The organism is Actinomadura soli (assembly GCF_005889715.1).
Lineage (GTDB): Bacteria > Actinomycetota > Actinomycetes > Streptosporangiales > Streptosporangiaceae > Spirillospora > Spirillospora soli.
In genome coordinates this window covers 1-5,844 of sequence record NZ_VCKW01000373.1, presented here as the reverse complement: position 1 = coordinate 5,844, position 5,844 = coordinate 1, and the positions used below count along the sequence as shown (strand labels likewise).

Sequence of the window (5,844 nt, the reverse complement as noted above, 5' to 3'; positions counted from 1 at the left end):
GTCGTGGGGTCGACCTCGATGGCGAGTCCGGCCTGGAGGGTGGCGTGCCGGAAGAGCTGGTCGTGGACGTGCGCGGCGCCGCAGCCCTCGCACCATGGCGTGAGCCGCCGGTCCACTTCGGGGCTGACCGTGCCACTGAGTTCGCCTTTGGTGAGTGATCGTCCGTCTGGGACGACGGCTGCCCGCATCGCCGCGGCGATCTCGTCCAGCGCGGAACCGAAGGCGATGCCATGGCCGGCGAGTTCGGCGCCGAACGGGCCGATCGACTGGGGCGGCAGGTCCCGGACGTCCTCGATCCGGAGCGCCGCCGCCAGGCGCGGCAGGTCGGCGGCGTGGTGCAGGTGCATGGCGCCGCGGATCGAATGGACGAGCACCGAAGGCGGCGGCGCGGAGGTCCGCAGGCGGAGGGCGAGCGTTGCGCTCCGTCCGGGCGGGTAGTCCTGCAGGCCGGTGGCGAGGACCGTCCCGCCGTTGCCCGGGGCGGCAGGGTCGAGGTCGTGGGCGGCGTAGCGGAAGGCGACGACTTGCGCGCGGCTTACGGCGGTGTCCACCGTAGAGACCTATCGGGCTGGTGCCGGTTGTGGGGTGGCGGGGGCGCAGTCCTGGTATTGGCGTGGCATAAGGCGTTCGGTGGCGTCGATGTAGTCGTTGAGGACCTGGCGTGAGCGGACGAGGGTGTCGATGTGGTCGTCCAGGCCGCGCAGGCGTGTACGCAGGGTGGTCAGCAGTTCGGGGCAGGGTTCGAGGACGGGGGCGGTGCCGGTGGCGCAGGGCAGCAGGAACGCGATCTCCTGGGTGGACAGCCCGGCTTCGAGCAACCTTCTGATCTGGGTCACGGTCAGCACGGCGTCGTCGGCGTACTCGCGGTAGCCGTTGGCGCCACGGTCGGGCTCCAGCAGGCCCTGGGCCTCGTAGTACCTGAGTTGGTGGGCGTGGACTCCGGTCCGTCTGCTCAGCTCCCCGATCAGCACGCGCCGCTCCTCCTTGACCTTCATATCGGTGTGAACGTTGATGATTCTGCCATGTCCACCTACCGATCTCGGGGGAGCAGATGATGGGGAACCGCGATACCGGCCTGACGCCCGTGACCGTCCTGGGCCTGGGTTTGATGGGTCAGGCCCTGGCGGGGGCGTTCTTGCGCGATGGGTATCCGACGACGGTTTGGAACCGAACGGCGGCCAAGGCGGATGGGCTCGTCGCGGAAGGCGCGAAGCTCGCCGGTTCGGTCCGCGACGCCGTTGCGGGTGGACGGCTCGTGGTCATCTGCGTCTCGGACTACGAGGCGGTGCGGGAGCTCCTCGACCCGCTGGAGGACGTCCTGGACGGCCGGGTCCTGGTGAACCTGACCTCGGGAACGTCGGCGCAGGCCCGCGAGATCGGCGAATGGGCGGCGCGGCGGGGCGGCGGTTACCTCGACGGTGCGATCATGGCCGTCCCCGCGGGCATCGGCACGGCGGACGCCACCATCGTCTACAGCGGGCCGCGGACGGACTTCGACCTGCACGAACCGGTCCTGCGAAGCCTCGCCGCCGGAACGGATCGAGCCACCGGGACGGATGGGACCGCTGGCGCGGAAGCGGCTGGGGTCGGGGCGGCTGGGACGGTTTACCTGGGCGGCGACCATGGGCTTTCGTCGCTGTTCGAAGTGGCCGTGCTGAGCCTGATGTGGAACATCCTGAACGGCTTCCTGCACGGTGCCGCCCTGCTCGAAACGGCGGGTATCAAGGCGACGGCGTTCGCCTCGCTCGCGGAACAGGCGATCGGGACCGTGGCGGGCTGGCTGCCCGGCTACGCGCAGCAGATCGACGACGGTGCGTATCCGGCGCTCGACTCGACGATCGACACTCATCTCGGCGCGATGGAGCACCTCGTCCAGGAGAGCGTGTCACTCGGGGTCAACGCCGAGTTTCCGAAGCTCATCAAGGCCCTGACCGACCGGGCCGTGGCAGGCGGGCGCGGCGGCGACGGCTACGCTGCGTTGATAGAGCAGTTCCGCAAGCCCTCGGAGGCGCGACCGTGACCGACGCACCATTCGACCCGCGCGCGCTGCTCGCGGAGAGCAGGCTCGGCATCCTCGCCACGATCAAGTCGGACGGACGTCCGCAGCTCTCCCCCGTCTCGCCCTTCTACGACCAGGCGGCCGACGTCATCTACGTGTCGATGACCGAAGGACGGGCCAAGACGGCGAACCTGCGCCGGGATCCGCGAGCCACGCTTGAGGTCACCAGCAAGAACGGCTGGGCCTGGGCCACCGCCGAAGGCATCGCGACGCTCACCGGACCGGGAACCGATCCTCACGGTCCCGAGGTCGAGGCCCTGGTGGACTACTACCGTGCCGCCGCCGGAGAGCACCCCGACTGGGACGAGTACCGGTCGGTCATGGTGTCGGATCGCAGGGTGTTGATGGCGATGACGGTCGACCACGTCTACGGCGCCAAGCTCCGCTGACGAGCACGGCTCGCCAGACCGACGGGCAGGGCTTCTAGTGGGCGGCGTCGAGGAAGGTGAGGAGGGCGGCGGTGAGCTCGGCGGGACGGTCTTCGGGGAGCAGGTGGCCCGCGCCGTCGATGAGGTGCGGTTCCGCGCCGGGGATGAGGGCGGCCAACTCGCGGCCGCGCTCCGCGGGGACCCAGGAGTCGTCGGCGCCCCAGCAGACCAGGACGGGCAGGTCGATCGCGGGATAACCGTCCCGGATGCGGTCGATGTAGGTGAGGTCGGCGCGGCGCTGGGCGAGCTGGCGGTAGAACGCGGCTTGCCCGTCCGCGCCGAGCCAGGGGGCGGTCAGGGCGTCCAGGACGTCCGGGCGCAGACCGGGGGAACTTGCCGTGATGACGTATTCGCGGAGCATGGCGCGGTGCAGCGGGCCCGGCAGCCGGCGGAAGATCTCGGTGTGCTCGCCGACCAGCGCGAAGAACTCGCTGCCCCAGGGCGGCAGCGACACCGCGTCGACCAGGGCTAGCCGCCGGTAGGGGACGCCTCGGTCCACGTGGGCGCCGAGAGCGACGGCGCCGCCGGAGTCGTGCGCGACGACGTCCGGGCTGGTGAGGCCCCAGTGATCGATGAGTTCGGCGAAGACTCCGGCTAGGGCGTCGAGCGACAGGTCCTGCGCCTCGGTCATGGCCGATGTGCCGTAGCCGGGCATGTCGAAGACGTACACCAAGCGACGGACGGCCGGCCTGGGGGTGGTGGTCAGGGCGCGGGCGACGTGACGCCAGATGAGCGAGGAGAACGGCGTGCCGTGCAGGAGGACGAGGGGTTGGCCGCCGGGATCGCCCAACCGGTCCCATCGGACTTCTCCCAGCGAGCTTTCGTAGCTGTTGCGCAACGTCCACTCGTCCACGAGCGGCCCCCTCTATGTCCAGCTTCCTCCTGGTCTGGTTTCGGCCGACTTTACGGGTGGACGGTGAGGCGGCGCAGCGCCGGGCAGGACGCGCCGGGCTCGGCGGCCCTGGGGGACATAACTTCCGTGAGCTGGGTAGATGTAGGGCCTGACCAGGGTTCGGACCCGACGGCTGGATGTGTGACATGTTCGAGGTCGAGGACATTCGGGAGTGGCGCGGCCACGATGTGATCGACGCGTCCGGAAGCAAGATCGGCGAGCTGGAGGCGGTGTACGTCGACACCGGTACCGACCGGCCGTCGTTCGTCACCATCAAGATCGGCCTTCCGACGCGGCAGCGCCTGGTGTTCGCGCCGCTCGCGGGGGCGATGGTCGGGCCGGGGCACGTCCGGGTCGCGCAGGCGAAGAAGCAGGTCAAGAACGCTCCGTCGATCGACACGGACGGGGAGCTCCTCGCCGAGGACGAGCAGGCGCTCTTCGCCCACTACGACCTGGCGTACAACGCGGCCCCGAGCGAACGCAGGCTGGCGCGTCGCTGATCAGCCGGTCCGGAGGGATTCCACGTGGCGTTGTTCCTGTTCATCCTGGTGGTGGCGATCGCGCTGGGGATCGTCGGCGTCGTCGTCAAGGGCCTGTTCTACCTGCTGGTGATCGGTGTGGTGCTGTTCCTGGCCGATCTCGTCCTGAGCGGGGTGCGGATCGGCCGCCGCCGAGGCTCCCGTCCCGCACGCTGACGACCCCGGCTCCAGGTCAGCGGTCGTCCAGGTGGCGCCGACGCCTGGTCGCCTCCCCCGCCTCGTCCAGCGCGAACACCTTCGAGAGCGTCGGGTGGATCATGCCGAGGCCGATGAGGCGGTTGGTCTCGACGGCCTCGTGGTAGTTGAAGCCGTGGGAGCCGATGATGCTTTTGAGTAACGCCGCCGCGTGGCAGTACGCGCGATCTTCCCGCTGGACGTGCGCGACACGCCACCAGGCTCGATCAGCACGAACTCGTGAACGCTCATCTCGTGCTGGACGTTGATGGCGCCGCTACTGCCGTCTCCACCTCGTCCATGTCCAGCCGTCCGAGAGGGACGCGACGGTTGCGCTCAGCGACGACCACCAGTCGCTCGGTCTCCTCCCCAGGCAAGGCGAACGCGGCGACGTGATCGGGCCGGATGGCCGGATGCGCTTCCTGCGCGGTCACCTCGATGTCCGGCGGGTAGTGGTTGCGGCCGTCCACGATGATGAGGTCCTTGATGCGGCCTGTCACGTACAGCTCGCCCTCATGGACGACCCCATAGTCACCGGTCTTCATCCAAGGCCCCGACGGCAGGCTGCCCGGGCCGGACAGCTCGCCACTGAACGTGGCCTGGCTGCGCACAGGGTTTCGCCAGTAGCCGGCCGCGACGTTCGGCCCGTGCACCCAGATCTCCCCGACCCGGCCGTCCGGCAGTTCCGTGCACGTCTCCGGATCGACGATCGCCACGAGCTGCCCGCTCGGACGGCCGCAGGACACGAGCGCACTGGCCCGTTCAGAACCGCCGTCGCAGAGCCGCAGGTCACCTTGCGTGAGCGCACCCCTGTCCGCGGCGACGACCTTCGGCGGGACGTTCTCCGCCGCCGCGGTGACGAACACGGTCGCCTCGGCCAGCCCGTACCCCGGTGCCTGCGCCCCTGGCCGCAGACCGGCCGACGCGAACGCGTCCGCGAACATCGCCAGCGTGGACGGACGGATCGGCTCCGCACCGTTCAGGCACGTCGTCAACCCGGACAGGTCGAGGTCCCCGATTTCTCCGCCGTCGCCTGGGACGCGACGTACTCGTACGCGAAATTGCGGCCCGCGGTGTAGACGTTCTTGCCCGGACGCTCGGAAATGAGCCGAAGCCACCGCATCGGGTTCATGATGAACGACACGGGGTCGGTGTAGATGGCCGGGCAGCGCCATCGGCGACGACCGTAGGCGGACATGAGGCGAACGTGAGGCGCGTCGGCCCAACGGCCCTGCCCGACGCCCCGGAAACCGGCGATGAGCGTTAAGCTACCGGACGGTAGTCAGCGCGCGATATTAGCCCGCGCTCACATTCGTCAACGCGGAGTTTGTCACCGCCGTGACAAGAGGACGTGCCCACTTACACGTGGGCGTCCACGCGCTCACCGACCGTGCCCGGCCCTAGTGACCGCCGGAGAAGACCTGGCCGCCTTCCACGGCCCTGGACTCGGCGGCCCGCTGGAGCGCGATCCGCCGCCTCCACAGCGTGACGCACGCGGCACCCCACAGCAGGCCGATCTCGGCGACGAGCGCTATGCCGACGACGACGGCCCAGTCCGTCTCTTCCGCTTCGTCCAGGCCGGTGGGGGAAAGCAGCGTCATCCGGCTCTCCCCCGCCGCCGCGCGCGTCGGCGGTCCCCCCGGCGCGGTCAGCGGCGGCAGGACGACCGCGTTCGGCCCCGGCGCCACCGGCAGGCCCGGCGCGGCCGCCTCCGGGAGGGCCTGCCCCTCACCCTGTCTCTTATAAACATCG

General features: G+C 70.0%; 10 protein-coding genes. 4 read left to right on the top strand and 6 right to left on the bottom strand.

Annotated elements, in window-relative coordinates:
* Together ETD83_RS38445 and ETD83_RS38440 are read right to left on the bottom strand one after the other, a co-directional pair.
* On the bottom strand, positions 1-551 hold a 551-nt coding region (locus tag ETD83_RS38445; RefSeq protein ID WP_138650111.1), incomplete at its 3' end, for a winged helix DNA-binding domain-containing protein.
* Between the two features lie 9 nt (positions 552-560).
* A complete protein-coding gene (locus tag ETD83_RS38440; protein ID WP_407921554.1) occupies positions 561-995 on the bottom strand; it encodes a MerR family transcriptional regulator in 435 nt (144 codons plus the stop codon).
* Between the two features lie 56 nt (positions 996-1,051).
* On the opposite strand from ETD83_RS38440, the gene ETD83_RS38435 reads away from it, so the two are divergent.
* Both ETD83_RS38435 and ETD83_RS38430 read left to right on the top strand, forming a co-directional pair.
* On the top strand, positions 1,052-2,020 hold the full coding sequence (locus ETD83_RS38435) for an NAD(P)-dependent oxidoreductase (protein WP_230421476.1): 969 nt from the start codon (positions 1,052-1,054) through the stop codon (positions 2,018-2,020).
* Positions 2,017-2,448 (top strand): PPOX class F420-dependent oxidoreductase, encoded by a 432-nt coding sequence (locus tag ETD83_RS38430; protein WP_138650110.1) that lies wholly within the window; start codon positions 2,017-2,019, stop codon positions 2,446-2,448. Before ETD83_RS38435 ends, ETD83_RS38430 begins: the two co-directional genes overlap by 4 nt.
* Positions 2,449-2,482: 34 nt before the next feature.
* On the opposite strand, the gene ETD83_RS38425 is transcribed toward ETD83_RS38430, so the two are convergent.
* Positions 2,483-3,340 carry an alpha/beta fold hydrolase gene (locus tag ETD83_RS38425; protein WP_138650109.1) on the bottom strand — a complete coding sequence of 286 codons (858 nt, stop codon included), beginning with the start codon at positions 3,338-3,340 and terminating at the stop codon, positions 2,483-2,485.
* 185 nt (positions 3,341-3,525) lie between these two features.
* Here ETD83_RS38425 and ETD83_RS38420 point away from each other — a divergent pair, with 185 nt between their 5' ends.
* A complete protein-coding gene (locus tag ETD83_RS38420) occupies positions 3,526-3,879 on the top strand; it encodes a PRC-barrel domain-containing protein (protein WP_138650108.1) in 354 nt (117 codons plus the stop codon).
* A gap of 24 nt (positions 3,880-3,903) precedes the next feature.
* Entirely contained in the window at positions 3,904-4,074 is a 171-nt protein-coding gene (locus tag ETD83_RS43230; RefSeq protein ID WP_171064680.1) for a hypothetical protein, read from the top strand.
* Positions 4,075-4,340: 266 nt separating this feature from the next.
* Here ETD83_RS43230 and ETD83_RS38410 read toward each other — a convergent pair whose 3' ends face one another.
* From ETD83_RS38410 to ETD83_RS44065, 3 genes are all read right to left on the bottom strand, one after another.
* Entirely contained in the window at positions 4,341-5,087 is a 747-nt protein-coding gene (locus ETD83_RS38410) for an AMP-binding protein (RefSeq protein ID WP_230421475.1), read from the bottom strand.
* The gene (locus ETD83_RS45125) at positions 5,084-5,290 is read right to left on the bottom strand and encodes a hypothetical protein (RefSeq protein WP_230421474.1); all 207 of its coding nucleotides are present in this window, start codon (positions 5,288-5,290) and stop codon (positions 5,084-5,086) included. The genes ETD83_RS38410 and ETD83_RS45125 overlap by 4 nt, the downstream gene beginning before the upstream one ends.
* Positions 5,291-5,492: 202 nt before the next feature.
* Positions 5,493-5,844 (bottom strand): hypothetical protein (locus tag ETD83_RS44065; protein WP_205718122.1); only part of this gene is annotated, 352 nt, incomplete at its 5' end.

Excerpts from the sequence above, each read along its gene's own strand:
- ETD83_RS38440 (WP_407921554.1), bottom strand. The coding sequence starts at position 995 with ATGAAGGTCAAGGAGGAGCGGCGCGTGCTGATCGGGGAGCTGAGCAGA.
- ETD83_RS38420 (WP_138650108.1), top strand. The coding sequence starts at position 3,526 with ATGTTCGAGGTCGAGGACATTCGGGAGTGGCGCGGCCACGATGTGATC.
- ETD83_RS38435 (WP_230421476.1), top strand. The coding sequence starts at position 1,052 with ATGATGGGGAACCGCGATACCGGCCTGACGCCCGTGACCGTCCTGGGC.
- ETD83_RS45125 (WP_230421474.1), bottom strand. The coding sequence starts at position 5,290 with ATGTCCGCCTACGGTCGTCGCCGATGGCGCTGCCCGGCCATCTACACC.